Source organism: Hymenobacter plasmatis (assembly GCF_020711255.1).
Taxonomy (GTDB): domain Bacteria; phylum Bacteroidota; class Bacteroidia; order Cytophagales; family Hymenobacteraceae; genus Hymenobacter.
The window spans coordinates 69,983-96,631 of record NZ_JAJFAW010000016.1; the positions used below are offsets into that span (position 1 = coordinate 69,983).

The 26,649-nt window shown below is 59.5% G+C and carries 24 protein-coding genes and 1 tRNA gene; 12 read left to right on the forward strand and 13 right to left on the reverse strand.

Annotated elements, in window-relative coordinates; genetic code table 11:
- Positions 1-252 precede the first annotated feature (252 nt).
- Positions 253-720 (reverse strand): nuclear transport factor 2 family protein, encoded by a 468-nt coding sequence (locus tag LJ738_RS12830; RefSeq protein ID WP_227786712.1) that lies wholly within the window; start codon positions 718-720, stop codon positions 253-255.
- A 94-nt stretch (positions 721-814) separates the two neighbouring features.
- Positions 815-2,194, reverse strand: a complete 1,380-nt coding sequence (locus LJ738_RS12835) for an MBL fold metallo-hydrolase (protein WP_227786715.1) — start codon at positions 2,192-2,194, stop codon at positions 815-817.
- 231 nt (positions 2,195-2,425) lie between these two features.
- On the opposite strand from LJ738_RS12835, the gene LJ738_RS12840 reads away from it, so the two are divergent.
- Positions 2,426-2,860, forward strand: coding sequence for a MarR family winged helix-turn-helix transcriptional regulator (locus LJ738_RS12840; protein WP_227786716.1), 435 nt, complete (start codon positions 2,426-2,428; stop codon positions 2,858-2,860).
- Positions 2,861-2,941: 81 nt separating this feature from the next.
- A complete protein-coding gene (locus tag LJ738_RS12845) occupies positions 2,942-3,589 on the forward strand; it encodes an NADPH-dependent F420 reductase (RefSeq protein ID WP_227786718.1) in 648 nt (215 codons plus the stop codon).
- 126 nt (positions 3,590-3,715) lie between these two features.
- On the opposite strand, the gene LJ738_RS12850 is transcribed toward LJ738_RS12845, so the two are convergent.
- Complete coding sequence (locus tag LJ738_RS12850; RefSeq protein WP_227786720.1) at positions 3,716-4,144, reverse strand: DUF4890 domain-containing protein; 429 nt, start codon at positions 4,142-4,144, stop codon at positions 3,716-3,718.
- Between the two features lie 590 nt (positions 4,145-4,734).
- Between LJ738_RS12850 and LJ738_RS12855 the strand changes: the two genes are divergently transcribed.
- On the forward strand, positions 4,735-6,318 hold the full coding sequence (locus LJ738_RS12855) for an amino acid permease (RefSeq protein WP_227786721.1): 1,584 nt from the start codon (positions 4,735-4,737) through the stop codon (positions 6,316-6,318).
- Between the two features lie 300 nt (positions 6,319-6,618).
- Here the strand turns inward: LJ738_RS12855 and LJ738_RS12860 are convergent, their stop codons facing one another.
- On the reverse strand, positions 6,619-6,828 hold the full coding sequence (locus tag LJ738_RS12860) for a hypervirulence associated TUDOR domain-containing protein (protein ID WP_227786723.1): 210 nt from the start codon (positions 6,826-6,828) through the stop codon (positions 6,619-6,621).
- 170 nt (positions 6,829-6,998) lie between these two features.
- Between LJ738_RS12860 and LJ738_RS12865 the strand changes: the two genes are divergently transcribed.
- From LJ738_RS12865 to LJ738_RS12880, 4 genes are all read left to right on the forward strand, one after another.
- Positions 6,999-10,115 (forward strand): amidohydrolase family protein, encoded by a 3,117-nt coding sequence (locus LJ738_RS12865; protein WP_227786725.1) that lies wholly within the window; start codon positions 6,999-7,001, stop codon positions 10,113-10,115.
- Positions 10,116-10,131: 16 nt separating this feature from the next.
- Positions 10,132-11,430 (forward strand): amidohydrolase family protein, encoded by a 1,299-nt coding sequence (locus tag LJ738_RS12870; protein WP_227786726.1) that lies wholly within the window; start codon positions 10,132-10,134, stop codon positions 11,428-11,430.
- A gap of 133 nt (positions 11,431-11,563) precedes the next feature.
- Complete coding sequence (locus LJ738_RS12875) at positions 11,564-13,594, forward strand: RICIN domain-containing protein (protein WP_227786728.1); 2,031 nt, start codon at positions 11,564-11,566, stop codon at positions 13,592-13,594.
- A gap of 114 nt (positions 13,595-13,708) precedes the next feature.
- On the forward strand, positions 13,709-14,602 hold the full coding sequence (locus LJ738_RS12880) for a DUF6929 family protein (protein WP_227786730.1): 894 nt from the start codon (positions 13,709-13,711) through the stop codon (positions 14,600-14,602).
- Positions 14,603-14,624: 22 nt separating this feature from the next.
- Here LJ738_RS12880 and LJ738_RS12885 read toward each other — a convergent pair whose 3' ends face one another.
- Positions 14,625-15,026, reverse strand: coding sequence for a hypothetical protein (locus tag LJ738_RS12885; RefSeq protein WP_227786731.1), 402 nt, complete (start codon positions 15,024-15,026; stop codon positions 14,625-14,627).
- Between the two features lie 202 nt (positions 15,027-15,228).
- Between LJ738_RS12885 and LJ738_RS12890 the strand changes: the two genes are divergently transcribed.
- Positions 15,229-15,654 (forward strand): hypothetical protein, encoded by a 426-nt coding sequence (locus LJ738_RS12890; protein WP_227786733.1) that lies wholly within the window; start codon positions 15,229-15,231, stop codon positions 15,652-15,654.
- Positions 15,655-15,829: 175 nt separating this feature from the next.
- Positions 15,830-16,924, forward strand: coding sequence for a cobalamin B12-binding domain-containing protein (locus LJ738_RS12895; protein ID WP_227786735.1), 1,095 nt, complete (start codon positions 15,830-15,832; stop codon positions 16,922-16,924).
- A gap of 27 nt (positions 16,925-16,951) precedes the next feature.
- On the opposite strand, the gene LJ738_RS12900 is transcribed toward LJ738_RS12895, so the two are convergent.
- From LJ738_RS12900 to LJ738_RS12925, 6 genes are all read right to left on the reverse strand, one after another.
- A complete protein-coding gene (locus LJ738_RS12900; protein WP_227786737.1) occupies positions 16,952-18,067 on the reverse strand; it encodes an AI-2E family transporter in 1,116 nt (371 codons plus the stop codon).
- Between the two features lie 205 nt (positions 18,068-18,272).
- The gene (locus LJ738_RS12905; protein WP_227786738.1) at positions 18,273-19,421 is read right to left on the reverse strand and encodes a lactonase family protein; all 1,149 of its coding nucleotides are present in this window, start codon (positions 19,419-19,421) and stop codon (positions 18,273-18,275) included.
- Positions 19,422-19,715: 294 nt separating this feature from the next.
- The gene (locus LJ738_RS12910) at positions 19,716-20,036 is read right to left on the reverse strand and encodes a GYD domain-containing protein (RefSeq protein WP_227786740.1); all 321 of its coding nucleotides are present in this window, start codon (positions 20,034-20,036) and stop codon (positions 19,716-19,718) included.
- Between the two features lie 415 nt (positions 20,037-20,451).
- A tRNA-Leu gene (locus LJ738_RS12915) sits at positions 20,452-20,533 on the reverse strand.
- 40 nt (positions 20,534-20,573) lie between these two features.
- Positions 20,574-21,113: an iron-sulfur cluster co-chaperone HscB C-terminal domain-containing protein gene (locus tag LJ738_RS12920; protein ID WP_227786742.1), complete on the reverse strand. Its 540-nt coding sequence runs from the start codon at positions 21,111-21,113 to the stop codon at positions 20,574-20,576.
- A 44-nt stretch (positions 21,114-21,157) separates the two neighbouring features.
- Entirely contained in the window at positions 21,158-21,445 is a 288-nt protein-coding gene (locus LJ738_RS12925) for a putative quinol monooxygenase (protein ID WP_227786744.1), read from the reverse strand.
- A gap of 136 nt (positions 21,446-21,581) precedes the next feature.
- Between LJ738_RS12925 and LJ738_RS12930 the strand changes: the two genes are divergently transcribed.
- On the forward strand, positions 21,582-22,763 hold the full coding sequence (locus LJ738_RS12930; protein WP_227786746.1) for an alpha/beta hydrolase: 1,182 nt from the start codon (positions 21,582-21,584) through the stop codon (positions 22,761-22,763).
- Positions 22,764-22,980: 217 nt separating this feature from the next.
- Here LJ738_RS12930 and LJ738_RS12935 read toward each other — a convergent pair whose 3' ends face one another.
- Positions 22,981-23,751: an SAM hydrolase/SAM-dependent halogenase family protein gene (locus LJ738_RS12935; protein WP_227786748.1), complete on the reverse strand. Its 771-nt coding sequence runs from the start codon at positions 23,749-23,751 to the stop codon at positions 22,981-22,983.
- 121 nt (positions 23,752-23,872) lie between these two features.
- On the opposite strand from LJ738_RS12935, the gene LJ738_RS12940 reads away from it, so the two are divergent.
- Positions 23,873-24,946 (forward strand): PhoH family protein, encoded by a 1,074-nt coding sequence (locus LJ738_RS12940; RefSeq protein ID WP_227786749.1) that lies wholly within the window; start codon positions 23,873-23,875, stop codon positions 24,944-24,946.
- Positions 24,947-25,067: 121 nt separating this feature from the next.
- Positions 25,068-25,502 carry a GNAT family N-acetyltransferase gene (locus LJ738_RS12945; protein ID WP_227786750.1) on the forward strand — a complete coding sequence of 145 codons (435 nt, stop codon included), beginning with the start codon at positions 25,068-25,070 and terminating at the stop codon, positions 25,500-25,502.
- A 203-nt stretch (positions 25,503-25,705) separates the two neighbouring features.
- Here the strand turns inward: LJ738_RS12945 and LJ738_RS12950 are convergent, their stop codons facing one another.
- A complete protein-coding gene (locus LJ738_RS12950) occupies positions 25,706-26,644 on the reverse strand; it encodes a phytanoyl-CoA dioxygenase family protein (RefSeq protein WP_227786751.1) in 939 nt (312 codons plus the stop codon).
- Between the last annotated feature and the right edge of the window lie 5 nt (positions 26,645-26,649).

A 26,649-nucleotide genomic window follows, 5' to 3' on the forward strand; every position in this document is an offset into this window, starting at 1 on the left:
GCAAGAAATGCAAAAAGCCCCGGCGGGGGATGCCGAGGCCTATTGCGGTTTAGCATAATACCAGTCAAGCAGTAAGGTATTCGGCAATTGTCAGAATCCGGGTTTTGTTCTGCCTACCCAGTATTAGGAGGTCCTTATCGCCGGTCAGGAGGTGAGTTGCTTTGCTATCAATGGCAAGGGAAAATAGAAAGTTGGCTTTTGAATCCCTTGAATTTCGGCCGCTGGGCCATAGCTAAAATCTGTCAAGCAGTTTTATCCTTTGGAAGCCATTGCTTCCCCATAGGAGTCATAATATTCTCTGTGCTCATATAATTTCCCATCTCTGAAATAAAATACCATGGCCCAGTCTCCCGAATAAGGGTTCCCTGTTTTCTTCGATTTTGCATCCCAGTGCCCAAGGGCAACTACCTTATTGCCCTCTCCGATAAGTTCTTTAACCTCGAATTTGGGGAAATCCTTGTTTGCATAAATCAGCCTGAAAAATTCTTCTACCCCTTTTTTGCCGTTGTAGACTTGTGCATAAGGCAGTATCTCGGTGGGCCCGGGACAGGTCCATTTAATATCATCGGTAACTAGGTCGAGAATAGCGGGAACATTACCCTGGCCGAAATAGTCAAAGACTGCCTGAGCCATCTCTTTGTTTGTCTTTACAGTCGTATCCGTTTCCATTTTTATAATTTTAATTGTTAAAATTAAATTTATAAAAATTTTGCCCGTCACACAACATCTTTATTGCCGCTGTTACTAGCGGGGAATTAGTGGCAAGGATTTCAAACCGAACCACTTGCTACTACTGAGTTTGCGCCACGAGAGGCTAATGCACCGCCTGCTTCTGAAACTCCGTGATAGCATCGCCTAGGTCCAGCACTTCCACGCCGTGCAACGCCTGCTGCAGGATGCTGGCACCCGCTGCGGAGCGGTAACCGCCGGCGCAATGCACCAGCACGGGCTTGTCGGTGGGCACTTCGAGGGCCCGCTCGCGCAGCTCGGGCAGCGGGATGTGCAGGGCATTCTCAAACACCGGCACCTTGGCCTCAGCCGCGTTGCGGATGTCGACGATGGTGAAGGCTTCGGGGTGCTCGCGCACTTGGGCTACATCGACTTCGGGCGAGGTGGCCGGTAGCGAGAGCGGGGCCAGGAGGGCACCCTTGATGCTGGCTTCGTAGCCAATCTTCGCAGATTTCCGGACTACGGTATCCAGCGCAATCTGTGAGTCGGCGAGCAGGTAGAAGGGCTCTTTGGGCCCCACGATGGAGCCCAGCCAGGTTTCGAATTTGCCGCCATCCTGCAGGTTGATGGCACCCGGCAGGTGCCCCGCCCGGAACTTAGCCGCCGGCCGGGTATCAATTAGGAGGATGTCCGGCTCCAGGACGGCGGCGCTGCTAAGGGTGGGCACTGCCCGGATGCTGTCTTCGAAGCTGGGGGCGCCTTGCTTGTTGAGCTTCACATCGTGCCCGAAGTACTTGGGCACAAAGGGCTGGTCTTCGAGCAGCACTTTGATAAACTCGTCCTGCGACATGGGCTGCAGGGCGTAGTTGGTCTTAAGCTCTTTGGCAATGGTGCTGTCGAGGTCGGGGCTGGTGGTTTTGCCGCAGAGTGAGCCGGGGCCGTGCGCGGGGTACACGCGGGTGGAGCCGGGCAGGGTCATGAGCTTGTTGCGGGTGCTGCGATAGAGCTGGGCCGCAAGCTCCTCGCGCTTGTGGCCGCCAAAGGCTTCCTCCTCGCGCAAATCGGGCCGGCCCACGTCGCCCACAAAGAGGGTATCGCCGGTAAAGACGGCGCGGCTTTGGGCCAACTCGTCCAGGAGCAGAATGCTGATGCTGTCGGGCGAGTGGCCGGGGGTATTGATGGCGTGCAGCTCCACATTGCCCAGCTTAATCCGGTCGCCATCGTCGAAGGCTTTATGGGGGTACTTGGCGCCCAGCAATTTGCTGCAGTAGATGGTGGCCTCGGTTTCTTCCGCAATTTCCAGGTGCGACGACACAAAATCGGCGTGCGGGTGCGTCTCAATTACGGCGATGATGTTGGCCTCGTGCTCGTCGGCAAAATCGTAGTAGGGTTGAGGGTCGCGGCCCGGGTCGATGACGGCAACCTGACGGCCGCACCGCACGGCGTAGCTGGCGTGGGCCAGGCCCTTGTCGTAAAACTGCTGAATTTGCACGGCCGAGGCCGTGCTACTGGGGAGGGGAGGCATGGGGAAATTTCGTGTGGTTCAAACCAGGTGGTTAGTCCAAATATACTAGTCTGGCGGTGGTAACCAAATCGGGAATGCTGTTTCGGAAGTTCATAGAAGAGCCTTTAGGCCTGGATTTGAGTGCTGATAATTAATTGATTATAAGATATGTTGATTAATTATTTAGAATGATGCTTGTACATGCAATAATTAGTTCTTTACCTTTGCATCATCATTTCAACCCCGCTGATTGTGGCCACTCCCAAGCCCGAATCGCCTTACAAAGGCTGCCTGTTTTTCTCAGCCAATGCCCTGGCCCGGTTGCTGACTGGCCTGGCTGAGGAGGCCTTCCGGCCCATTGGGCTGGGGCCAAGCCACGCCTTTTTACTGCTCACCGTGAACCGCCAGCCCGGCATTCAGCCCAAAGACATTGCCGCCATCATGGAGCTCACGGCCAGCACCGTGACCCGCCTGGTAGAGAAAATGGAGCAGCAGGGATACCTGCGCCGCGAAGCCACTGGCCGCACCACCCAAGTACAGCCCACCGATAAAAGCCTGGCCCTGCAGCCGCAGCTACAAGCCGCCTGGACGACCATGTTCGGCAAATACAGCCAGCTAATCGGGGTGGAAGAGGCCCGCCGCCTCACGCAGGACTCATACCGCGCTGCCCGCGCCCTCATGGAGTGATTTTTTTTGTCTAAAAAACAATGCTTGTACAAGCAACTATTGATTTCTAAAACCCAATTTCCAACTCAAAAACCTGATTTAATGAATATTGGCATTCTCGGTACCGGTGGCGTTGCGCAAACGCTGGGTACCAAACTCGTTTCGCTGGGCCACGCCGTGAAGCTGGGCTCGCGCACCACCGGCAATGAAAAGGCCACCGCCTGGGCCGCCCAAGCCGGCCCCACAGCTAGCCATGGCACCTTTGCCGAAGCCGCCGATTTTGGGGAACTACTGATTCTGGCCACGCTGGGCACCGGCACGCTTGATGCCATCGCGCTGACCGGCCCTGACCGCTTAGCCGGCAAAACGGTTATCGACCTCACCAACCCGCTCGACGTGAGCCAGGGCATGCCGCCGAAGCTGTTCGTCGGCCACACCGATTCGCTGGCTGAAATGGTGCAGCGTGCCGCTCCCCAAGCCCACGTGGTGAAGGCCCTCAACATCGTGAGCGCCGCCCAAATGGTGGACCCGACTTCGACGGGCAGCGACCTGGATATGTTCATCGCCGGCAACGACGCCGCGGCCAGACAGCAAGTGACTGACCTGCTGAAATCCTTTGGCTGGAAGAATATTACTGATTTCGGGGGCATTGAATCGGCGCGCTTCCTGGAACCACTGGTGCTGCTGTGGGTACACTATGGCATGAAAACCGGCGGCTGGGCCCACGCGCTGAAGTTTGTGAAGCAGTAATCTGGACGCAACCGGGAAGGCTGCAAGCACTTGGTTTACCTTGGTCAAACAATAATCCCCCGTCTAAACGCAAAAGGCCCCGACCAGAATTGGTCGGGGCCTTTTGCGTTTAGACGGGCAAGTGAATTAGGCTTTGGCCTTCATTTTCATTTTGCCGCCACCCTGCATCTTGCCGTGGCCGTGATGCTCGGCTTTCAACTTATCCATTTTGGCATATTGCGCAGGCGTGAGGATGGTTTTGAGCTGAGCCTCGTAGCGGTCGTGGGCGGCTTTCATTTCAGTGCGGCCGGCTTTGCGGTCGGTGCCGTACTTCGCTTTGAGGGCGGTGGTTTCTTGCTGGCGAGCCAGCAGCAGTTGCTCTACCTTGGCTTCCTGGTCGGCAGTGAGGCCAAGCTCCTTAGCCATTTTGCCGGCTTTGTGGTCGGCCATCTTGGCGGGGTCTTTGGGGGCATGCTTGCGGGCATGCATGGTGCCGGTGGCGGGAGCAGTTTGGGCAATGCTGGTGCCGGCGGTGGTCAGGGCCAGGGCGGCCAGCAGAATCAGGGTCTTTTTCATGATTTAAATTGAAGATTAAGAAGGGCTTATTGCGGTAGGAGAGGCTGCTATGCTTGATTTTATACATGTGCCTTGCCAGAGTATTTGCAAGGGGTATGCCAGGAATAGTTGAGCCAGGATGAGCGTCTGAAGCAATCGATAAGCAGGTGCTTTTTCCGGACAGAACCGATAAAATAATCCTTTGAAGCAGTAGGAGGGGTGCTGGTCAGCGGCTCTCATCTGGTAGCTCAACCTCCAGCTTACTGCTTTGGCTGGTGCCAGTTTCGGCTGGTTTCTGAGCTAAACTTGATACAGGAGCAATGCCTATGCCGGCGAAAGCGCGGGCACTGCTTCAACATAGGGAAGGCAAACGAGCTATTGATACACGGGCTTTGATAGCCCAATCCGTGTCGGGTTTAAGCGGCTCATTTTGAGCAAAAGCTTCCGGTTCGCCATCGCCTCAAAAGGGCGAAAACCGGGACGGAGCGAATTTGCTGCCTATATTTCGGGCCTGTCAGTGTCGCTTTCCAATATTTTCATTGCGAATGGGCTCGACGGTTCCGTTTAAAAGGCTTTTTATTTCACACTTCTTCCTTCTTCATACTTAAAACATGGCAAGTATTTTCGCCAAAAAACCCCTGGCCGTGCTTCTGGGCGAGGCCAATTCCACCGGGCACGGCACCCTGAAGCGGACGCTGGGCGCGGGCAACCTCGTGGCGCTGGGCGTGGGCGCCATCATCGGGGCAGGCCTGTTTGTGCGCACGGCTGCCGCCGCAGCTCAGGCTTCGGGCCCGGGCGTTACGCTGGCATTCATCGTGGCCGCCATTGGCTGCGTGTTTGCGGGCCTGTGCTATGCCGAGTTTGCGGCCATGATTCCCATTGCCGGCTCGGCCTATACCTACGCCTACACCACCATGGGCGAGTTTGTGGCCTGGGTAATTGGCTGGGCCCTCATCATGGAATACGCGCTGGGTGCGGCTACCGTGAGCATTGCCTGGAGCGAATACCTGAACAAGCTCTTGCAGGTGTTTGGGATGAGTATACCGTACAACCTGAGCCACTCGCCCTTCGAAAGCGCCGTGGTGAACGGCGTAACCGAGCACGGCCTCATCAACCTGCCGGCCCTGCTGGTGATTGTGGCGCTGAGCCTGCTGCTGGTAAAAGGCACGCAGGAGTCGGCCATGTTCAACGCCGTAGTGGTGGTGCTGAAAGTGGTTATCGTACTGGTGTTTATCGCCGTGGGCTGGCAGTTTATTAACCCCGCCAACCACACGCCTTACCTGATTCCTGAGAACGCCGAGCCGGTGAAAAACGCCGCTGGCGACGTGGTACGCAGCTACACCGAGTGGAACAAGCACGGTTTCGGAGGCATCCTGGGTGGTGCTGCCATCGTGTTCTTCGCCTTCATCGGTTTTGATGCTGTGAGCACCGCCGCACAGGAAGCCAAAAACCCCAAGCGCGACATGCCCATCGGCATTCTGGGCTCGCTGGCCATTTGCACCGTTCTCTACATCCTGTTCGGCCACGTGCTGACCGGCGTTGCCAACTGGCGCGAATTTGCTGACCCGGCTCTGGGCGGCGAAGCCTCGGTGACCTACGCCATCAAAGCGCACATGCCCGGCTACGGCTGGCTGGCTACGGCCGTCACGGTAGCCATTCTGCTCGGCTTCTCGTCGGTAATGCTCGTGATGCTCATGGGCCAGAGCCGAGTGTTCTTCTCCATGGCCAAGGACGGTCTCATGCCCAAAGCCTTCTCGGAACTGCACCCCCGCTTCAACACGCCCTATAAATCCAACCTCATGCTGATGGTGTTTGTGGGCCTGTTCGCAGCCTTCGTACCCGGCTCGTTGGCCGGCGACCTCACCTCGTTCGGTACCCTGCTGGCCTTCGTGCTGGTGAGCCTGGGCGTGTGGATTATGCGCCGCTCCGACCCGGACCAGCCCCGGCCGTTCCGCTCGCCGCTCTCGTCGCCCAGCTTCCCGCTGGTGCCCATCTTGGGCGCGCTCATCTGCCTGCTGCTGATTGTGGCCCTCGATGCCTTCACCCTGAAAGTGGCGTTGGGCTGGATGCTGCTCGGCTTTATCGTGTACTTCATCTACGGTCGTAAAAACTCGCTGCTCCAAAAAGGCATCGTGGTAGTGCCTACGGAGATGGAAGAGGCGGCCTTTATTGAGCCCAGCGACAAAAACCTGTAAGCTGCCTCAGGTAGCTAATTCATTAAAAAGCCCCATCGGTTTATACCGATGGGGCTTTTTGCTTTGTGAGTGGTTCCTAGATGAACGCAAAACTGAGACTCTTTACTACGAGAGTAATCCAAGCGTCTGTCATGCAGAGCGCAGCGAAGCATCTTATCAGGCCGGCACGACTCGTTCCGCGGGGATAAGATGCTTCCTTCGTCAGCATGACAAGAGGCGCAGGCGAGATGCTTCAGCATTGCTCACCATTATCACCATTATAGGCTACATGACCGACAATCGATATCGATGTAAAGCAGCTCAACTGGCTGCCTTCACCTCACTTTTGAGCTTGAGCACTCGGTCGCCGTTTTCCTGCACGATGACCAGGGCCGGGTCGGCAGGGGAGCCGTTGCGGTGTATTTCGGCGCCTTTGATGGTGCGCGAAATGGGCTCTTTGTGCACCGATTCAATTTTGCCAGTCGCGGTGCCGGTGCCGTATTTCCAGGTGACTTTGGTGCCTTTGCGCATAGGAATCGGATGGGGAAGGGTGAAAAAATTAGTGGCTTTTATTAATTATTACTAGCAATTGAGCTGGACCGTTGCCGGGCAGTGGGTGGTGGCGCTACATTTGACGATAAAGCGAAAAACAACAACGCTGTTTCGGGCAAATTACTCGGGTTTAGCACCATACTCTTTGAATGAAAATTTTTAATCAGGATTTGCCGCTCATGGCACTGCTCGCGCTGGCGGGCTCGGCGGCCGTGGCGCAGCCCGGCACGTTTCCGCGCAACGGCGTGTACGACCAGCGGCCCGGAGTATTTGCGTTTACCCACGCCACGCTGTTCACCGATTACCAAACCAGAGTCAGTGACGGCACGCTGCTGATTCGGGACGGGAAAGTGGTGGCGGCGGGCCCGGCGGCATCTGTGAAAATCCCGGCCGGTGCAGTGGTGCAGGATGTGCGCGGCAAGTTCATCTACCCCGGTTTCGTGGACGTGTACACCAGCTACGGCGTTCCCGAAACGAAACCGTCTGAACGCCAGGGCCGCCGGGCTGCCCCGCAGTTCGACAGCCAAAAAACCGGTGCCTACAACTGGAACCAAGCCGTGCACCCCGAAGTGAACGCAGCCGAGCAGTTCAAAATCAACGAAGAGCAGGCCGCGGCCTACCGGGCCTTGGGCTTCGGCGCCGTGCTGACGCAGCAGGCCGATGGCATCATGCGCGGCACGGCGGCCTTGGTCAGCCTCAACACCAACCACCGCGAGCACGAGGTGATGCTGCTGGAAAAAGCCGCCTCGGGCCTGTCGTTCGACAAAGGCAGCAGCACCCAGGACTACCCCGGCTCGCTGATGGGCAGCATAGCCCTGCTCCGTCAAACCTACCTCGACGCGCAGTGGAACCAGCGCAACCCCCGCAGCGAGCAGAACCTGTCGCTGCAGGCCCTGAGTAAGCAAAAGGCACTGCCGGCCATATTTCAGGTCTCAGACAAGCTCTCGGCGCTGCGGGCCGACCGTGTGGGCGACGAGGCCGGCCAGCAATACATTATCAAGGGGAATGGCGACGAATACCAACGGCTTAACGACCTGAAAGCCACCGGGGCCGCCTTCGTGCTGCCCCTCAACTACCCCGAGGCTTACAACGTGGACGACGTGTATGATGCCTTGCGCATCCCGCTCGAAGACCTGAAGCACTGGGAGCTGGCACCCGCCAACGCGGCCCGCCTCAGCCAGGCCGGCGTGCCGTTTGCCCTCACCGCGGCCGACCTCAAGGACAAAAAGAAATTCCTGCCCAACCTGCGCAAAGCCGCCAAATACGGCTTGAGTGAAACCGCCGCCTTGCGCGCCCTCACCGAAACGCCCGCCCGCCTGCTGCACGCCCAGGACCGCATCGGCGCCCTGAAGCCCGGCATGGAAGCCAACTTCATCGTGTGCTCGGCCCGCTTCCTGGCCGACGATAACGTTCTGCTCGACAACTGGGTACAGGGCGAACGGTACCAAGTAAGCACCGTGCCGGCCGACTTCCGCGGCGTGTATACTTTCAAGGTTGGAGAGCAACCCGAGGCCCGCCTGCTTATTCAGGGCAAACCCGATGCCCCGGAGCTGAGAATTGTGCCCACCGCCGGCGATACCGTCCGCGGCAATGTGAACGTGACCAGCGACTTGGCCACCATCGTGTACAATCCCAGCGACAAAGTGAAAGGAAAAAGAGGCCCGGATAAAAGTGCCAGCGCCCCGAACCAAGCACCAAACATTACGCCCGGTTCCGTGCGCCTGAGTGGCTTCTATACTCAGGAGGGCCGCGTGTTTCAGGGCGATGGCCTGCTGGCCGATGGCACGCCGGTGAAGTGGCGCGCCGCGCGCCAGGAAGAAGCCAGCCGCGCAGCCAAGCGCGACTCGGCCAAGGTGACCCCGCTGCCGGTGCTCGGCAACATTACATTCCCGTTTGCAGCCTACGGCCGGTCAGCCATGCCCAGCCAGCAGGCCACGCTCATCAAAAACACCACGGTGTGGACCAGCGAGGCCGCAGGCAAGCTCGAAAACACCGACGTGCTGCTGGAAAACGGCAAAATCACCAGAATTGGCAAGAACCTGGCCCTGCCCAAGGGCGCCCGCAGCATCGACGGCGCGGGCAAGCATCTTTCGCCGGGCATCATCGACGAGCACTCGCACATCGCCATTGCCGGTGGCGTGAACGAAGGCACCCAGGCCGTGACCAGCGAGGTGCGCGTGGGCGACGTGGTGGACAACGAGGACGTGGGCATTTACCGCGACCTGGCGGGCGGGGTGGTAGCGGCACAGTTGCTGCACGGCTCGGCCAACCCCATCGGCGGGCAGTCGGCGCTGGTGAAGTTTCGCTGGGGCGCCACGCCCGACGACATGCGAATTGCCGGCGCGCCGGGCTTTATCAAGTTTGCCCTGGGCGAAAACGTGAAGCAAAGCAACCGCAACGAGCTCAGCGTGCTGCGCTTCCCGCAGACGCGCATGGGCACCGAGCAGGTATTTGTGGATGCCTTTACCCGCGCCAAGGAATACGAGAAAGAACTGGCGGGCTACCAAAAGCTCAGCAAAAGCAAGCAGAAAACTGCCGAGGCCCCGCGCCGCGATTTGGAGCTGGAAGCCTTGGTTGAAATTCTCAACCGCCAGCGCTTCATTACCTGCCACAGCTACGTGCAGAGCGAAATCAACATGCTGCTGAACGTGGCCGACCGCATGGGATTCAAGGTGAATACCTTCACTCATATTTTGGAGGGCTACAAGGTGGCCGACAAAATGAAAGCCCACGGCGCCAACGCCAGCACATTCTCGGACTGGTGGGCGTATAAAAACGAGGTGAGGGACGCCATTCCGTACAACGCAGCCATTATGACGCGGGCCGGCCTGAACGTGGCCATCAACTCCGACGACGCCGAAATGAGCCGCCGCCTCAACCAGGAGGCCGCCAAAACCGTGAAATATGGCGGCCTGACTGAGGAAGAAGCCCTGCGCCTGGTCACCATCAATCCGGCCAAAATGCTGCACCTCGACGCCCACATGGGCTCCATCAAGGAAGGCAAGGACGCCGACGTGGTGCTCTGGACCGATAACCCCCTCAGCATCTACGCCCGCCCCGAATACACCTTCGTGGATGGCCGCGAAATGTTCAGCCTCAGCACCGACGCCGCCCTGCGTGCCGACATGCAGAAGGAGCGGCAGCGCATTGTACAAGCCATGCTGCTGGCCAAAAAGAGCGGCGCGCCCACGCAGTCGGCGTCCAGCAAAGCCCAGACCCTCTGGCACTGCGACACAATCGGCCAGGAAAAAGAGCTTGCCAAATAATTCAGTCTTCGAACCCATGCGTATATCCGCTTTATTATTTGCCTGCCTGCCCCTTGCCGCCCTGGCCCAGGTGCCCACACCGGCGGCGCCGCAGGCCAAGCCCGTGCTCATTACCGGCGCCACGCTGCACGTGGGCAACGGCACCGTGGTGCCCAATGCCACAGTCGCCTTCGACAAAGGCCGGTTGACCTATGCCGGGCCCGCCGCGGGCTTCACGCAGGACAAGGCCGGCTACGAGGCCATCGATGCCACGGGCCAGCAGCTATATCCGGGGCTGATTCTGCCGAATACGACCCTGGGCCTGACGGAAGTGGAATCCATCCGGGCTACGGTGGACGAGGAGGAAGTAGGCGTGCTAAACCCCAACGTGCGGGCCCTCATTGCCTACAATACCGACTCCGACATTCTGGCCACTGTGCGTACCAATGGCGTACTGCTGGCCCAGCCCACCCCGCGCGGTGGGCTGCTGGCCGGCCAGAGCAGCGTGGTGCAGCTCGACGCCTGGAACTGGCAGGATGCGGTGGTGCGCGCCGACGATGGCCAGCACCTTACCTGGCCGGCCATGGTATTTCGCATTAACCCCGCCGAAGACGCCGCGGCCCTCGACCGGCGCCAGAAAGCGCGCGAAGCCCAGCTACGCGAGCTGGAGCAACTCTTCGGCGAAGCCAATGCCTACCGCCAATCGCCGGCCGGCCGCCCGGAAAACCTGCGCCTGGCTGCGCTGGCGGGCCTTTTTGACGGCTCCAAAACGCTGTATCTGCACGCCGACTATGGCAAGGAGATTATTGAATCCGTGCGGTTTGCCCGCCGCATGGGCGCGCAGAAGGTAGCCGTGGTTGGGGCCCGCGATGCCTGGATGGTGCTCGACTTCCTGAAGCAAAACGATGTGAGCGTGGTCGTCTCGCGGATTCATGCGCTGCCCCGCCGCGACGCCGACGACTACGACCAGCCCTACAAGCTGCCTGCGCAGCTCCAGGCCGCGGGCGTCCGGTTTTGCCTCGATTACCAGGGCAGCATGGAAACGGCCGGCTCGCGCAACCTGGCCTTCATTGCCGGTACCGCCTCCGCGTTTGGCCTGAGCAAGGAGCAGGCCCTTACGGCCGTCACCCTGAGCCCCGCCCAGATGATGGGCATCGACAAGGACTACGGCACGCTGGAAACCGGCAAAAGCGCCACCCTGGTGCTGAGCAAGGGCGACCTGCTGGACATGCGAACCAATGCCGTGTCGCGCGCCTTTATCGACGGCCGCAGCATCTCGCTGGATAGCAAGCAAACCTATCTGGAGAAGAAATTCCGCAGCAAATACGGGCTGTAATTGGACTGAAAATGCGGCTGCGGAGTGGGCGCATGCCGGTATTCTTTCTCGGCTTGGAATACACAGTTCACCTTTCCCGACGTTCTTTTGCGTTGTTCACCCACGCGGGCTCGTTTCCTGCCCGCCCCCGCTGATGTTTCGATTGTTGCTGTTGGGCCTGCTGTTGCCCTTTTTTGCCCACGCCCAAACTGCCTTTGTGCCCGATGAGCGGGCTTTCTATGGGCTGATTGACCGCGGGAGTGGGCGCTGCCTCGACGTGGCCAGTGCCAGCACCGCCAGCGGCGCGCCCGTCGTGCAGTGGGAGTTTACGCACGGGCTCAGCCAGCAGTGGCGCTTTGTGCCGCTGCGGGCCGGCAGTGATTACTACCGCATTGAGGCCCGCCACAGCAACCAGTGCCTCACCGTGAGCAAGGCCGGCGAAAACATGGCCCTGGTGCAGCGCCCTTTTCAGGGCAGCGCCGAGCAGCAGTGGCGCCTGGTGCCGGCCGGTCCGGCTGGCAGCTACCAGCTTGAAAACAAGAGCGAAGGGCGGTGCGCGGCCCTGGCCTCTTCGGATAAATTCAACGGGACGCCGGTACTGGCGCAGAAAGGCAACGGCCGGGCCAGCCAGCAGTGGCGCCTATTTCGGCTCCGGCTCAACGTGGCGGAAGGCCCTTCGCCGTTTGGCCCACCCAAGCCCCTGGCCGGCCCCGTAAACTCGCCCGGCAACGAAGTACATCCCGTGCTGAGCCCCGACGGCAACACGCTGTATTTCGCCCGCACCAAGTTTGCTGGCAACACCGAGGGCAATACCGACTCGGGCGATGCTTGGATGAGCCGGAGCCCCAACAAAGGCCAGACCTGGAACGCGCCCGACCGCCTCGACGCCATCAACACCCCCCAAAACAACGAAGTAGTGGCCGCCGTCGGGCCCGAGGGGCGCACGCTGTACGTACGCGGCACCTACGACCAAAATGCTTTTCGCGATGAGAGCCTGAGCAAGGTGCCCATGGCGGCGGCTACGAGTGGCGCCAGCAAAGGCGTCCGGCCGGAGGGGCTACGGGTGGCCAACTACTATTCGGCGGTGCCCGGTACGGGCTTCTTTGTGAGCCAGGACGAGAAAATACTGCTGCTCTCGCTGGAGCGCGGCGACTCCGAAGGCGGCAACGACCTGTACCTGAGCCGGCCCGACGGCAACGGCGGCTACACCGAGCCCCAATCCCTGGGCCCGGTGCTCAACTCGCCCGGCTTTGACTTTGCCCCCTGGCTGGCGCCCGATGGCAAGACCCTGTATTTTGCCTCCTATGGCCACATGGGCTACGGCTCGGCCGATATTTTTGTGAGCGAACGGCTTGACAACAGCTGGAGCAAGTGGAGCGAGCCCCGTAACCTGGGGCCGGGGCTCAACGGCCCGGGCTTCAACGCCTACTTCAGCCTGACGCCCGATGGCAAAACGGCCTATTACTCGTCGTCGACCACGGTAAACGGGACCAGTGACATCTGGCGCACGGGCCGCGCAGTGCCCGCCGATTCGCTGCCGGCCGCGCCGGTGGCCGCCGTTACCGAAGCCTCGGCCCGCGCTTACCTGACCGGGCGCGTGCTGGATGCCCGCACCAAGCAGCCGGTGCCGGGCGCCATTGTAAAGGCCAACCTGCTGACCAATGCCGCTGGGGTACAGTTCAATGCCACCAGCAAGGCCGACAATACCGGCGGCTACCAAATTTCCCTGCTGCCGGGCAAGTATTACCTCTCGGCAATGGGCGGTGGCTTCCTCACCGTAGGCGATACGTTGATTGCCACGGGTTCGCCCCGGCGCGACCTGCTGCTGCTGCCCGCCGCCGTAGGCGCCAAAGTGGACCTGCCCTCCATCATTTTCGCGCAGGGAAAGGCCGGTTTGCTGGGCTCGTCCTACAGCGAGCTCAACCGCCTGGCCATTGCCCTGCAAGCCAGCCCAAGCACGGAAGTGCGCCTGGAAGGCCACACCGACAACGTGGGCCCGGCCGATAAAAACCAGCAGCTTTCCGAAGACCGGGTGGCCGAAGTGAAGCGCTACCTCGTGGGCCGCGGCGTCGATGAAAAGCGCATTACCACGGTTGGCTTTGGCGGCTCGAAACCAAAATTCTCCAACGACCGCGAAGAAACCCGCCGCCTGAACCGCCGCGTTGAGCTGGTAATTGTGAAGTAAGCCGGCATCGCCGGGCCGCTGTCTGGCGTAGGGGATAAATGCTTGGTCATAAACTGGAAGTACCGTTTTGCCCAGGCTTTTCACGGAGACTTTTAGCCCAATTTGGGTGCGCGCATGACTGCTACCGTTCTTGCCGAAACCAGCATTGCCGGTCTGCCGTCGGCCTCGGGAATTGAGCTGATTGGGCCCGTGGCCTACGTCATCAGCGACGATGCGCCGTTTGTGTATCTGCTCGATGCCGCTACACTGGCGGTAATGGGCCAGGTACGGCTGTACGAAAGCACCGAGTTTGGCAGCGGCCGCATTCCCAAGAAAACCAAGGCCGACGCCGAAGCCCTCACGGCGCTCACCTGGCCCAGCGGCGAGGCGGGCGTACTGGTACTGGGCTCGGGCAGTACGCCATTGCGCGAAACCGGCTGGTTTGTGCCCGTGGCGGGCGGGGCCGCGCAGCCGGTGGCCCTGGCGCCGCTCTATGCCTTGCTGCGGGCGCATTTGCCCGCCGGGGCCCGGCTCAACTTGGAAGCCGCAGCTTCTTCCGATACCGAGCTGCTGCTGTTTCAGCGCACCACCGAGGTCGCCAACGGGGCGCTGATGTTTCGGCTGCCGCTAGCTGCCACGCTGGAGTTTCTCGCGAGCGGTGGGCCGGCACCGGCCGTTGCCGCGCCTCAGTTTTTTGATTTGCCTAATATCAATGGGCGTACGGCGGGGTTCTCGGGGGCCTCGTTCGTGCACGAGCGGCTGTTCGTTTCGGCGTCGGTGGAGGAAACCCAGGATTCGGTGCTCGACGGCCAGGTGCTGGGCTCCTTCATCGGCGTGCTCGATGAGCAGCATACGGCCGCCACCTTCGCCCGGCTGGTGTGGGCCGATGGCCGCGCCTACATTGGCAAAGTGGAGGGGCTGGCCGTGCGCCGCACCCTGGAGCTGAGCCGCTGGGAGCTGCTGCTCGTGACCGACGACGACGCGGGCGGCAGCACCGCCGTGGTGGCCGAAGTAGCTATGGCAGAATAGAAAAAGGGTAGGCGAGGGCCGGCTACGGCAATTGGCGCAGCCACGCTTCGGCCTCATCCTCGCCCTCAAACAAGCGGTAGGTAAGCGCCGAATGCTGCGAGTCGTTCATCACCAGGTTCACCGAAAGGCGGGCAAATACGTCGCTGGGAATCACCACCGCTCCGTACAGCTCGTAGCCGTCGCTTTGGCTGCTGGCCAGCCAGAATTCCCCAATCCAGGTACGTTCTTCTTCGGTGAAAGGGGCCATGTCGCGCTGGTCGGCCAACATTTTGTGCCAGCCATGCCGGCGCAATAGCTGGCTAACGTGGGTGAGGAAGGCCTTAAAGGTGGTGAAATCCCGAGCCCCGGCATTGTATTGCACTACCGCAAAGCCGTGCGGGTGTTCGAGCAAGCGCCCGATGGGATTTTCATAGTAAACACGCATACAGGATAGCGGAACTGAACTGGATAGGTAGCAATATTATAAAATCCATAGCAGTTGGGCTAAAACCCGATTTCATAACGCGACCTTACGACCACAGCCATAGGGTTTTTGTTATAAAAAAATGTTGTTGGCTTTCCGCAGTGTAAATTTGTTAGGCATATGGCAATCTGTATGTTTTAACGCTCTCCTCTACCCACGCTCCATGAATTCGCTGCCCCAGGCTAAGGAAGGCCTTTATTTTCAGAATGCGGCTGGTAAGCTTTCTCATAACCCAGCGGGCTTTGTGCGGCTGGTGTGGAGTTCGGAGCGGGCCACCCTTGAGGCGATTAAAGCAATTTATGAGCAGGCCCTGGCGCTGCTGCTGAACTCCGGGTCCCGTAAAATCTTGTCGGACCACGGCCAGCGGGCCCCTTTATCTGGCCCAGCCCAGGAGTGGCTGACCCAAAACTGGATGCCGCGGGCCATCAGCCAGGCGCGCGCCCGGTACTGTGCCATCGTCGAAGGCGCCGACCCCATGCATCGCCTTTCTACCCAGTCGGTGGTGGCTTCTTCGCCATCCGGCCTGGTTTTCCAGCGGTTCAGCAGCGTGGAAGAAGCCCAGGCCTGGTTGGTCAGTGCCCGGGTTTAGCAGGAGCTGCCGGACGTCCTAGGCAGGGATTGAGCAAATTGGCAATGAGCGAAAATAGTCATATTGCTCGAAAATTCAGGCGCTAACGCAGCGGGGCGTGAATCTAATTGGGTTAGAATTGCGTAAAGGCATGCCTTTACGACGATACGATATCTAGCACAGCAATCCAGTTATTTTGCCCACTAACCAAGCGCTCCGTGAGCAGATAGCTCAGCGGCTAAACCAAGAGCTGGAGGCATTAGCCAGCTACGCGGCCAAACAGCTAACCCTGCCGGCCGGTCCCGATGCCGGCTCGACCCTAGCCCAACTTAAGCAGCACCTGCTGGCCCTGGGCAATGCTGTGCTGATGAACAGCCCGGCTTTGTTCGAGGCCCACGCGTTGCAGCTTAGCCAGGAGGTGGGCGCGCCGCACGCCATTGAGCAGGTGGCCGCCTTGCGGCAAGCGCTGTTGTTGCGCCTGAGCGTGGGCGAATACGTGGTGGCCGCCAGTACCCTAAGTGCGGGCGTTAATGCACTTGCAAGTAAGGAAGTAGCAGAAGAGCCCATAGCGGCGCCGGCCCCAGAGCGCATTCCCGAAGCGGGCCGGTTTGCGGGCTTAAGCGCCGATTATCTTTCGCTGCTGCTGGCCGCCGACCGCACTGCGGCCCAACGCCTGGTGCTGGCCGAAGCTGAGGCGGGCACCGATGTGCGCCACCTCTACTTGCACGTGCTGCAGCCCGCGCAGCGCGAAGTGGGCAATTTGTGGCACAGCGGCACCATCAGCGTGGCCGAAGAGCACTACTGCACAGCCGCCACGGCGGGCCTCATGGCCCAACTGCAGCCCTACTTCCAGCAAACGCCGCGCAACGGGCGCCGCCTGCTAGCTGCCTGCGTGGCCGGCGACCTGCACACCCTGGGCCTGCAGATGGTGGCCGATTTCCTGGAGTACGACGGCTGGGAAGTGAGCTACCTCGGGGCCAGCACCCCGCTGGATAGTATTCGGCGCATGGTAGCCGAGCAGGGCGTAGACCTTTTACTCACCGCCGCCTCCATGCCCCACCACGTGCCGTTGCTGCGCGAGTTGGTGGCCGGGCTGCGCAGCGACCGCGCCACCCAGCACGTGCGCGTGCTAGTGGGCGGCCGGCCTTTTGCGCACGACGCCGCCCTGTGGGAACGTACCGGCGCCGATGCCTGGGCCGCCAATGCCGACGAGGCAGTAACCGTAGTCCGCGGGATGTTTGAGGATGGAAAAAGGGATGCCGACGTAAAAGCTAGCCAAGCCGCGTCCTAGCCTTGGGCGGCCGTCGGTGGGCGGGGGCTACTCCACCACCATTTGGTTGTCGCGGGTCTTGGTTCTTTTGGCTCGGGGGCCTTCTTCATCGCCCAGCAGCAGGCCCCAGGGTTTGAGGGCCGGAATGCGGTCAAACACGATTTTGAGGATGGCGATGACGGGCAGGGCCAGGAACATGCCGGCCACGCCCCCAATTTCATTCCCAACCAGCACGCCCACAATGGCCACCAGGGCATTCACCTTGATTTTGGAGGCGACGATGCGGGGAATAAGGAAGTGGTTGTCGATGAACTGGATAAGTATGTACGCAGCCACCACGGCCAGGGCGTGCCCGTAGCCGGCCTTCGTTACGAAGGCCATGAGTGTGGGTAGGGCAATGGCAACGAGCCCGCCGATGTAGGGAATGAAGTTGAGCAGGGCACCCAGCACCCCCAGCAGCAGGGCATACGGCACCCCAATGACGAGCAGCGCCAACGTATTGAGGGTCGCCACAATGCTGCCCTCGATGAGCAAGCCCACCATGTAGCTCCGGATGGTGGCTTTGCTCTCGTGCAGCACTTCCGCCACGCCGCTGTCCTGCCGCCGCCCGGAGAAAACCTGGGTCAGGAAATCCACCAGCCGCTTCTGGTACAGGAAAAAAAGAAAGATGTAGACCGGGACCAACGTGGCCACCACCAGCAAGCCCGACACCGCCGACAGCGTGGTGCCCAGCAGGGCCGAGGCCCGGTTGCCCGCCTCGCCCAGCAGGCCCTGCAGCTTCTCGTCGCTGATGCCGAACCGGTCTTGTAGCCACTGGTGTACCTGCGCAGTGGTTTGCAGGAACTTGGCTTTGAACAGCGGCATCTCGCCCGATAGCTGCAAGGCTTCGATGTAGATGAAATACAGCAGCCCCAGCAGCGAGGCCACACCCAGTACTACCGTGAGCGTAATGGCTAAAAGCTTGGGTACCCGGTGTCGGAGCAGCCATTGCTCCACGGGATGCAACATGATGGCGAAAATGCCCGCGAAAAACAGCGGGAAGATGATGGCGCTGGCAATGTGCAGGGTAAACACCACCAAGGCCAGACCCAGCAGTACCATCGGGACTTTTACGTAGAGCGGAAACCGCAGCTCCTGGGGAGAGTGGTCGTAGTGGTCAGACATAGAATGGCCCGTGGGGGCGAAAATGGCGGTTGAGTATTGCGCAGCCGCTTTGAGAAAGCCCTGAACTGAAATTGAGAAAGTGGGCTGGCGGGACCCATTTCACTTTGGTCCCCCTTACGTTGGCTGGTCTGCCATGTTGCCCGCTGCAGTTTAGCTCAATTTCCCTCAACGGATTCAAATTGAGCTGAAAGGCACCTTGCGGTACCTAGCGCGTGAAGTCTTCCACTACCTGCAGGAACATAGGCGAGGGTACTTCCGCCGTCTGGCCGGTAGGGGTAAGCAGGCCGGTTTGCTGGTCGATGCGGTAGGTCACCACGTTGTTGGAGTTTTGGTTGGCCACCAGCAGCAGCCGGCCCGAGGGGTCGAGGGCAAAGTTCCGGGGCGTTTTGCCTTGCGTATCTACGTCCTGCACCGGCGTGAGCGTGCCGCTGCTGGCATCAATGGCAAACACGGCAATGCTGTTGTGGCCCCGATTGGAAGCGTATAGAAACTGGCCATTGGGTGAGACATGGATATCGGCGCAGGAGTTGTCGCCCACAAAGCCGGCGGGCAACGCCGATAGCGTTTGGAGCTCCCGGAATTTGCCCGCCGTGGCGTCGTAGGCCAGCGCCGTTACCGTCGAGTTCAACTCGTTGATGAGGTAAGCCTGCTTGCCATTTGGGTGGAAGGTGAGGTGGCGGGGGCCCGCCCCGGGGCGGGCCACAAACGCAGGCTCCGGCATTAAGGTCAGCTGGCCCTGGGCGGGGTTTAAGCGGTAGCCATACACTTTATCGGTGCCTAGGTCCACGGCGAAGGCGAAGGTATTGGCGGGGTCTGGGATGATGCAGTGCGCGTGCGGGCCGTTTTGGTTTTTGTGCGGGCCGCTGCCCTCGTGCTGGTCGGTAGCGGTGGCGGGCGCCAATTTCCCATCGGCGGCGAGTGGCAGCAGGCTTACGGTGCCGCTCACGTAGTTGGCCACCATGGCGGCCTTGCCGCTATGGTCGAGGCTGATGTAGCAGGGCGAAGCGCCGTTGGAAGGCTGCTGGTTGAGCATGGTGAGGTCGCCGGTGCGGCGGTCTACCGCAAAGGCGCTGACGCCGCCGCCTTTCGCGCCCTTAAACATCTGCGTTTCGCTGACGGCGTATAAAAAGCGCCGCCCGGCATCCATGGTCATGTAAGTTGGGCTGGCGCCTCCCCGTTGGGCACTTACCCGTGTGAGCGCGCCGGTAGCAGGGGAGAGGCGGTAGAGAAAAATCGTGCTTTCCTGCTCCGAGGCCACGTTGGTGCCCACATATACCAGGTAATCCTTGGCGCTGCTACCATGGGTGGCCGGGCGGGTGCAGCCCGCAAAAAGAGTCGCCGCAACTAAGCCCATTCCACTAATAAACAAAGAGCTATGGTGGAGGAATGCGGCGTAGGACATAAGTCGGACGAGTTAGTTGAGCTGGAGGAGGGAGTAAAAGTTGCCTCCAAGGTAAGCCGACTAACTCATGACACTGGGCTTAAGCGAACGTACCAAAAGCAAAATCCCCGAAAAACAGCCTTCACCATGTGAGCGGCAGCTTTTCGGGGATTCTAAGAGCGACTGTTAGTGTCTTGAGTGTGTTGAATAAGCGTTTAAAATCAATCGTGTATAATATTTTGAAGAGGCCTTTTATAGAAAATGACACTATTTGCCAGGAGCCCGATAGCTGACAGATTTTTTAGAAGCTTCGTCAATTTCGGCAGGAGTGAGCAGCGTAGTCATAGAAATCCTGACCAGCCCTGCTGCATTGACCCTTAACGCAACTGCTGTTGCCGATATATCATCGGGAAGCTCAATCACGAGGTACACATCGTTCTCGCCAAAAGCGTAATAAAACGACTCCACTTTGCCGCCCATTTCTCCCAACATTTTGTCAACGGCAGCTTTACGCCCAGAGCCCCCTTCCTGAATCAAGCCCTTTGTTCCCTCGGCGTTATAGGCTCCTTTAATCAGATACTTTTTCATGGGATTGATTTTTTAGCTTTTACCTCCAGTTATGACGTGTTGTACTTATCTCTCTGTTTTTTATGAATATACAAATTAATTATTAAATAAAAACGATAAAATTACTTGCTGCTGATAAAGCAAAGTATAAGCTGTACTTAGCGTTGAAAGACGCGACAGGCAGTTTTAAACTGCCTATTTGCTAGCCTTTCCTTTAATCCCACCGCCTACCTCCGCATTAGCTTCGGCGGTAATGCTGACCACGCTCCAAAGAAGGGCCAGCTCAACTTGAGCAGCACCGTTCCCGACGCCGACCTGGAAACCCGGCATGATTTGCTGAAATGCAAAAAGCCGAAAACCGGCCCCTCTTAGATGCTAAGAGAAGCCGGTTTTCGGCTGATTCGACCCGGTTTAGGTGGTCAAAAGCAAGTTAAAGTACCCGGAGCCGGAGTCGAACCGGCACACCTTGCGGTATTGGTGTTTGAGACCAACGCGTCTACCGGTTCCGCCATCCGGGCAGGATGAGCTTTTTTCAGAACAATTTCCGCTCTGCCGGTATCAGGAGCGGGCTGCAAAGGTAGCCACCTGCTGCTGAATGCGCAACAGATACCGCTTTTTTAGGTAGTAGGTGCGGATTTGCTGGAGCGCGGCCGGCCGGTGGTCGGCTGGTAAGCCTTCATACCCAGCCAGTACGGGCTGAATGCCTGCGTCCAGGGTGTCGGCCAGGGCCTGAACTTCGGCAGCTACCTGAGCTACTGATTCGGCGTTGGGAGCCGTTTCCAGGTCCATGAGCTGCTCGTTGAGGTCCATCATGTCCATCAGGAAATCGGGCGGCAGCTGCTCCTGCTTGCCTTCGTCCAGCAGGCCGTGCTGGCGTAGGATGTAGGCCATGCGCTTATCGGGGTCGGCCAGGGTGCGGTAGGCATCGGTGTTGAGCGTGGCCTGCTGCAGCATGTCGGCCTGGTTTTCGGCCGAAGTGGTAGCGTGAAAATCGGGGTGAGTTTCGCGGCTTTTGGCGTAGTAAAGGCGCTTCAGGGCCGCTTCGTCGGGCAGGAAGGATTCGGGGAGGCCGTAGAAAGCAAAGTAATCGGAAGCCATGGGCGGGGGGCGGCAGTGGGTGTTTATAGAAAAAGGTAGTACGGCTACAACACTTGAGTAACCGAAAAGGCCACGGGCGGTGCCGCAAACAGCCGCTTGGTAGCCGGCCACACTTCCCCAAAAAGCGTCGATTTGCGGTAGGCATCGAGCGCGGCCTCATCGTCCCAATGGCTATAGGTGCAGTAGATGGCGGGGTTGTCGGCATCCTGCCACAGCTCCAGGTGGCGGCAGCCGGGCTGCTGCCGGATACGGTGCTCAGATTGGTGGAAAAGCTCCAGAAAAGCGGGCACCTGCTCGGCAACGAAGGTCATGCGAACAATGCGAATGAGCATAGCAAAAAGGCAAAAAGTTGAGCTAAAATGAAATGAATTTTAGGATAAAATGCAATAATGCCAACTACTGGCTGGTACCTGTCGTAAAGGTCAGGCACTAATCTTTCACTATTTACATCCTTACCAATTCACTTGCATGAAACGCATTTCATTTCGCCCATCAGCCTTGGCATGGGTGCTTGCGCCGGCCCTGGCTGGCGGCCTGCTACTGAGCAGCTGCAATAGTAATCCGAAAGCCACCGAAGCCGACAAAACGGTGACGGTAGTGCCCAAGGAAGTCACGAAAGCTTCGGATAGCGCCGCCGTTACCGCCGCCGCGCCGGCCCAGGGCAGCACTGGCGCAGTGAAGCCCACCGGCCCCAAGCCGGCCTGGGGGCCTAATATCAAGCCCGAGATGCAGGCCGTGATTGAGCAGTTTATGAGCTTCAACAACAAGCCCCTGCCCGAGCTTACCGCGGCTCAGGCCCGCAAGCAGCCCAGCGCGGCCGACGCCGCCATGAAGCAGATGCGGCTGAGCAACATCACGCCCCCGCCCATGAACTGCGACACCGCAACCAAAACGCTGGCGGGTGTGAAGTCGCGCATCTACACGCCTAAAGGCGGCACGGCGCCGTATCCGGTGATTGTGTACTACCACGGTGGCGGCTGGGTAATTGCTACCAACGACACGTACGCGGCCTCGGCCCAGGCTTTATGTGAGAAAGTAGGCGCCGTAGTGGTGTCGGTGGAGTACCGCAAGGGCCCTGAGCATAAATTCCCCGCTGCGCACGACGACGCGTTTGCCGTTTATCAGTACGTAGTGAAGAACGCCGCCAGCATGAAAGGCGACCCGAACCGGGTGGCCCTGGCCGGCGAAAGCGCCGGCGGTGGCCTGGCCTGCGCCGTGAGCATGATGGCCCGCGACCGCAAAGTGGCGATGCCGAAGTACCAGGTGCTGGTGTACCCCATCGCCGGCTACGACCTCAACACGCCTTCCTACCAGAAGAATACAGAAACCGCCCCGCTGAATAAAGCCGGCATGGCCTGGTTCTTCAAGAACTACCTGCGCACGCCCGCCGATGGCAAGGACCCCCGCATCAATCTGGTAGCTGCCAACCTGAAGGGCCTGCCGCCCACCACCATCATCGCGGCCGAGTACGACCCACTGATGAGCGAAGGCAAGGCCCTTGCGGACAAGCTCAGCGCTGCGGGAGTAAAAGTGAACTACAAGCTCTACGACGGCACCACCCACGAATTCTTCGGCATGGCGGCCGTAGTGCCAGAAGCGAAAGATGCTCAAGCAGTAGCAACTGACGACTTGAAAGGCGCACTAAAATAAGTCACTGTCATTGCGAGGAGGGACGACATTCCGCGCATCAAGCGGCGTCAATCCGTCTTGGTCTCAGCGACCAACCTTCTAATGTGAAAAGCCCCAGCACTATGCAGTGTCGGGGCTTTTTCTATGAAAGAACATTTTCACTTCTCAGAGCTGGTCGCAGTGAGAGGACGGATTGCCACGGCCTATGGCCTCGCAATGACAGGTTGGGCAGCTGGCGCTATTCTACCGGAAAGCGCACGTCTACCTGCGAGTCAAAATGCAGGCCCAGCAACTCGGAGGCGTTGCCCTGGCAAATACCCAGGCACAGGCAGCCCTGGCTGTTGAATACCGCGACAGCCTCGCCGGGAGGAGCGGCCGAAAAATGGGAGTGTACCTCCTTCACCACATCGCGCCCGAAGTGCACGGCAAAGCCCCGGCCGTGCCCCACGGCATCCACCGCGGTGCGGGAGATGTTGGTAATCAGGTTGCCGTAGTGGTCAATGTGGGCCACATGGCCGGTAATGCGGTGGTCCTGCAGGCGCAGCTGGCGGTTGTTGAGCTGATGGAACGTGGTGATGAGCGGGCCCAGGCTGGCGAGCCCGGCGCCCTGGGCCAGCGCCACCGCGGCGGGTAGGAGCACGTCGCGGGTAGGCGAGGGGGTAACGGCAGCCGGCAGCGCTACCAGTTCCTCGGGGGCGCCGTTGGTGAGCAGGGCCAGGATGCCATTGTCGCCGGCCACGAAGTAGTGGCCCTCGAAAAGTGCGGCCTGCCAGCCGGGCTCGGGGCCGGCGCCGTGGTCGTCGACGCCGATGACGTGGACCGTGCCGGACGGGAAATCCCGAAATACCGATTGGAGAACGTGAACGGCGTGCGCGATGTTGAAGGGTTCTACGCCGTGGCTGATATCGACCACGGTAGTAGCCGGGGCCAGTTGCAACAGCCGCGCTTTTAGCGCCGCCACGTAATGGTCGCGGTAGCCAAAATCTGTCAGCAGTGTTATCAACCCCATGCCCGCGTTCAGTAGTTTTTCGTAGTATTGTTCATTCGCCCGAACCGGGGCAAAAGTAGCCGGTTTAGGGTGAAAACGGGCTGTTTTTTGTCTTCCCTTTTCTTTCCCCCTCTCTTCCAACTTGGTCGAAAAAATCATCACCCTCGAAAACATGTCCTTGGTCGATTTCCTCGGCCCTGACAACCAGAATATCCGCCAGCTGGCCGCTGCCTTTCCGGGCACGAAAATCATCAGCCGCGGCAATGAAATAAAAATCCAGGGTCAGACGGAAGTCATTTCCCGCATCAACGATTTACTTTCCTCGCTCATCGAGCATTACCACCAATACGGCCAGATTACGGATAAAACGGTTAATCAATACCTGTCGGCCACCAGCGAAGAAGCGGAAGGGCGGGTGCTGGCCGCCTCGCCCGACGTCATCCTGTTTGGGGCCAAGGGCGGGGTTATCAAGGCCAAAACGACCAACCAGCAGAAGCTGGTGGATACCGTGATGGCCCACGACCTCACCTTCACGCTGGGCCCGGCCGGTACCGGCAAAACGTACATTTCGGTGGCCCTGGCCGTGCGGGCGCTGAAAAACAAAGAGGTGAAGAAAATCATCATCTCGCGCCCCGTGGTGGAGGCCGGCGAAAGCCTGGGTTTCCTGCCCGGCGACATGAAGGAGAAGGTGGACCCCTACCTGCGCCCGATTTATGATGCCCTGGAAGACATGATTCCGGCCGAGAAGTTGAAGTTCTACCAGGAAAATAAAATCATCGAAATAGCCCCGCTGGCTTACATGCGCGGCCGGACGCTGAACAACGCCTTCGTGCTCTTGGACGAGGCGCAGAACACCACGCCGAGCCAGATTAAGATGTTTCTGACCCGGATGGGCCCAACCGCCAAGGTGATGGTGAACGGCGACCGCAGCCAGATTGACCTGCCCACCCGCCAGAAGTCGGGCCTGATGCAGGCCATGGACATTCTGAAAAACGTGGCGGGCATTGGCTACGTCGAAATGACGTCGGAAGACGTGGTGCGCCACCGCCTGGTGAAGGAAATCGTGGAAGCCTACGACAAGTTTGACACCGATGAAATGGCGCGCCAGGCCCAGCCGGGCAGCAACGGCCTCCGTCGCGACGAGCGACACGAGCGTCGCCTGCGTGAGCTGCAACAGGAAGCCGAGCTGCCTGTAAACCAGGAGCAAGCGCTTTAATAACTATCCCATTCAATCATTTTTTCGTCATCCTGAGCTTGCCAAGCACCTTATCACGTCAGAACAAGCCGTTCGGACATGATAAGGTGCTTGGCAAGCTCAGGATGATAGTTTTTGCCCTATGCCAGCCAACGCTTTCCGCGTCACCGACCTGCGTGACCTCGACGCTGCCTTCACCATCCGTGAAAAAGTATTTCAGGAAGAGCAAGGCGTGTCTGCCGCCAAAGAGCACGACGAGCACGACCGCACCGATGCCCGCCACTACCTGGCCCGCTCCGCCGACGGCACGCCCGCCGGCGCCGCCCGCTGGCGCCAAACCGAAAACGGCGTGAAGCTGGAGCGCTTTGCCGTATTGGCCGACTTCCGCAACCAGGAAATCGGCGCCGCGCTCTTGCACGCCGTGCTAGCCGATGTGCAAGCGGAACTGCCCGATGCCGAAGTATACTTGAATGCGCAGCTGCGCGCCGTTCCTTTCTACGAGCGCCACGGCTTTCAGAAAGTAGGGGAGATGTTTGAGGAGGCGAATATTCAGCACTACAAAATGGTGCTGGGGTAGCTCAAGCATCTCGTGTGCTTGGAACCTCACCCCCGGCCCCTCTCCAAAAGAGAGGGGAGCCACGGCACCAGGGTTAGCTCAATTCCTAATTAAAAGACCCGGCTCAATATTGGGCCGGGTCTTCTGTTTTGGTCTGCGTCTGGCTCCCCTCTCTTTTGGAGAGGGGGCCGGGGGTGAGGCCCACTTTGCATAACGGCCAGCAGCTACCCCAGCAACGCGGGGCGCTGCGTGATTTCGTGGTAGCAAATGTGGGCCCGGCTAAAGTAGTGAAACACCATGCTTTTGCGGGTTTGGGCCTTGTCGCGGTGGGGCTCGCCGCCGTGCATCAGGTTGGCGTGCCAGATGAATACGTCTCCTTTCCGGGCTAGAAAAATCTGTTTGGGAAGGCCGGCTTCGGTAATTTTTTGGGCAATGGTGGCTTCGTATTCGGTGTATTCCTTGTTGCCGGTGAGCCAGGGGGTGCCTTCGTTGGCGTAGTCGGCGTTGAGGTAATAGGGGAGCTTGTGGCTGCCGGGGTAGTAGTGCAGCGGGCCATTGTCGGGGGTGATGTCTTCCAGGGCCACCCAGGCGGCGGCTAGCCCACCGAGCGGGAAGGTGCTCATGTGAATGCTGTCGGAGTGCGTGCGCTGCTCGCTGCCGGTGAGGAAGTTGATGCTTTGGAACAGCGTCGTTTCATGGCCCAGCAAGGCCGCTACAAGGGCCCGCAGTGCTCCCTCGCCCGCTTTGCGAATGCGTTCCGAATGCCGAAAGGCAAACATGAACTTGTTGCGATAGCGCGGGCTAACCTGCTTGGTGGCAACGAGCTGGTTCAACTCCTGGTTGATGCCATCGACCGTTTCTGGGCTGAAATAGCCGGGCAGTACGGCAAAGCCGTTTTCTTCAAATGCCAGCAAGCTGGCCTGGCTTTCAGCAGGTAGTGCCCGGAAGGCCGGGCTGGCTGCCAGCCGGTCGGCGAGGGACGGCACCGGCGGCAGGCCTGCCTCGGGTGGCAGGTGGGCAAAGTCGCGGCTGCTGATAGGGGAGTAGTACTGCTTGTTCAGCCCAAGTCGCTCGTACAGCGGCAGGTTGTGCACCAGCTTGCGGTGCTGGAACACGTTATAGACGGAGTAGCTGAGCTTGAGGCGGCGAAGGAAGGAAAGCATGGGGT

What these genes read in the sequence shown, in the direction of transcription:
- LJ738_RS12860 (WP_227786723.1), bottom strand. Translation starts at nt 6,828, where the DNA reads ATGCGCAAAGGCACCAAAGTCACCTGGAAATACGGCACCGGCACCGCG.
- LJ738_RS12900 (WP_227786737.1), bottom strand. Translation starts at nt 18,067, where the DNA reads ATGTCTGACCACTACGACCACTCTCCCCAGGAGCTGCGGTTTCCGCTC.
- LJ738_RS12910 (WP_227786740.1), bottom strand. Translation starts at nt 20,036, where the DNA reads ATGAAAAAGTATCTGATTAAAGGAGCCTATAACGCCGAGGGAACAAAG.
- LJ738_RS12925 (WP_227786744.1), bottom strand. Translation starts at nt 21,445, where the DNA reads ATGCTCATTCGCATTGTTCGCATGACCTTCGTTGCCGAGCAGGTGCCC.
- LJ738_RS12880 (WP_227786730.1), top strand. Translation starts at nt 13,709, where the DNA reads ATGACTGCTACCGTTCTTGCCGAAACCAGCATTGCCGGTCTGCCGTCG.
- LJ738_RS12935 (WP_227786748.1), bottom strand. Translation starts at nt 23,751, where the DNA reads ATGGGGTTGATAACACTGCTGACAGATTTTGGCTACCGCGACCATTAC.
- LJ738_RS12865 (WP_227786725.1), top strand. Translation starts at nt 6,999, where the DNA reads ATGAAAATTTTTAATCAGGATTTGCCGCTCATGGCACTGCTCGCGCTG.
- LJ738_RS12945 (WP_227786750.1), top strand. Translation starts at nt 25,068, where the DNA reads ATGCCAGCCAACGCTTTCCGCGTCACCGACCTGCGTGACCTCGACGCT.
- LJ738_RS12920 (WP_227786742.1), bottom strand. Translation starts at nt 21,113, where the DNA reads ATGGCTTCCGATTACTTTGCTTTCTACGGCCTCCCCGAATCCTTCCTG.
- LJ738_RS12885 (WP_227786731.1), bottom strand. Translation starts at nt 15,026, where the DNA reads ATGCGTGTTTACTATGAAAATCCCATCGGGCGCTTGCTCGAACACCCG.
- LJ738_RS12890 (WP_227786733.1), top strand. Translation starts at nt 15,229, where the DNA reads ATGAATTCGCTGCCCCAGGCTAAGGAAGGCCTTTATTTTCAGAATGCG.
- LJ738_RS12930 (WP_227786746.1), top strand. Translation starts at nt 21,582, where the DNA reads ATGAAACGCATTTCATTTCGCCCATCAGCCTTGGCATGGGTGCTTGCG.
- LJ738_RS12905 (WP_227786738.1), bottom strand. Translation starts at nt 19,421, where the DNA reads ATGGGCTTAGTTGCGGCGACTCTTTTTGCGGGCTGCACCCGCCCGGCC.
- LJ738_RS12950 (WP_227786751.1), bottom strand. Translation starts at nt 26,644, where the DNA reads ATGCTTTCCTTCCTTCGCCGCCTCAAGCTCAGCTACTCCGTCTATAAC.
- LJ738_RS12835 (WP_227786715.1), bottom strand. Translation starts at nt 2,194, where the DNA reads ATGCCTCCCCTCCCCAGTAGCACGGCCTCGGCCGTGCAAATTCAGCAG.
- LJ738_RS12875 (WP_227786728.1), top strand. Translation starts at nt 11,564, where the DNA reads ATGTTTCGATTGTTGCTGTTGGGCCTGCTGTTGCCCTTTTTTGCCCAC.
- LJ738_RS12870 (WP_227786726.1), top strand. Translation starts at nt 10,132, where the DNA reads ATGCGTATATCCGCTTTATTATTTGCCTGCCTGCCCCTTGCCGCCCTG.
- LJ738_RS12845 (WP_227786718.1), top strand. Translation starts at nt 2,942, where the DNA reads ATGAATATTGGCATTCTCGGTACCGGTGGCGTTGCGCAAACGCTGGGT.
- LJ738_RS12855 (WP_227786721.1), top strand. Translation starts at nt 4,735, where the DNA reads ATGGCAAGTATTTTCGCCAAAAAACCCCTGGCCGTGCTTCTGGGCGAG.
- LJ738_RS12850 (WP_227786720.1), bottom strand. Translation starts at nt 4,144, where the DNA reads ATGAAAAAGACCCTGATTCTGCTGGCCGCCCTGGCCCTGACCACCGCC.